The 723-nt window shown below is 73.6% G+C and carries 1 protein-coding gene; it reads left to right on the top strand.

The genetic code is table 11. The features are described from left to right. The first annotated feature begins 162 nt into the window (after window positions 1-162). Window positions 163-537: a hypothetical protein gene (locus MJ783_RS08140; protein ID WP_239309695.1), complete on the top strand. Its 375-nt coding sequence runs from the start codon at window positions 163-165 to the stop codon at window positions 535-537. Window positions 538-723: the final 186 nt, after the last annotated feature.

Here is a 723-nt window from a genome sequence, read left to right as displayed (position 1 = left end):
GCGGCTGCGGCTGCTGGCCGCGCACACCCCCGTCTACCGACTGCCGTATGTCACCCGCTGGCGTTATGTCGCCGATCCGCTGCATGGCGGGATACCCGCGCCGCTGGCGGCAGCGGCCACGGCCGCCCGCAGCGCTCTGAACGCAGAAGGAGACATCCATCCGTGAGCCGGTTTCTGGCCTCGCTGTATCTCGCGGTCGGCGACGCTCCCAGCGCTCTGCCCGCCGACACCCCGGCCCCTGCTGGCCAGCCCACACCCGCCAGCACGCCGATCTGGCGGATCCCCAATCCCGCGCCCTCGGCCCCCCAGCAGGTCACCAACGTCACCGACTGGTTCATCGCCCTGGTGAAGTACGGCGGGCTGGTCGCGGGAGTAATCGGCCTGTCGATCTGCGCGATCCAGATGATGATCGGGCGGCGCAACCGGCACGCGATGTCCGCGGACGGCGCGCTCGGGGTGCCCTGGACCCTGCTGGGGGTCTCCCTGATCGCGATGGGGCCGATCCTGCTGTCCACCATCCTCACCCTCGCCGGCTAGGACACGGGGATGGCTGACCGGCGTCGTTTCTCCCCCGGCGTGCGGATCCTGGCCGCGGCCGGGCTGGTCGCGGTCGGGATCGCCGTCGGGCTGGTCCTCGGCAACCGGGGCGGCTCCCCGGCGCCGGCGCCGGCCCCGACCGCGGGTACGGCCGGGACGGTCTCGGGGACCGGCGGGCCGGTGGCC

Source organism: Protofrankia sp. Cj3 (genome assembly GCF_917627355.1).
Taxonomy (GTDB): domain Bacteria; phylum Actinomycetota; class Actinomycetes; order Frankiales; family Frankiaceae; genus Protofrankia.
This window is presented reverse-complemented; position numbering and strand designations above follow the sequence as displayed.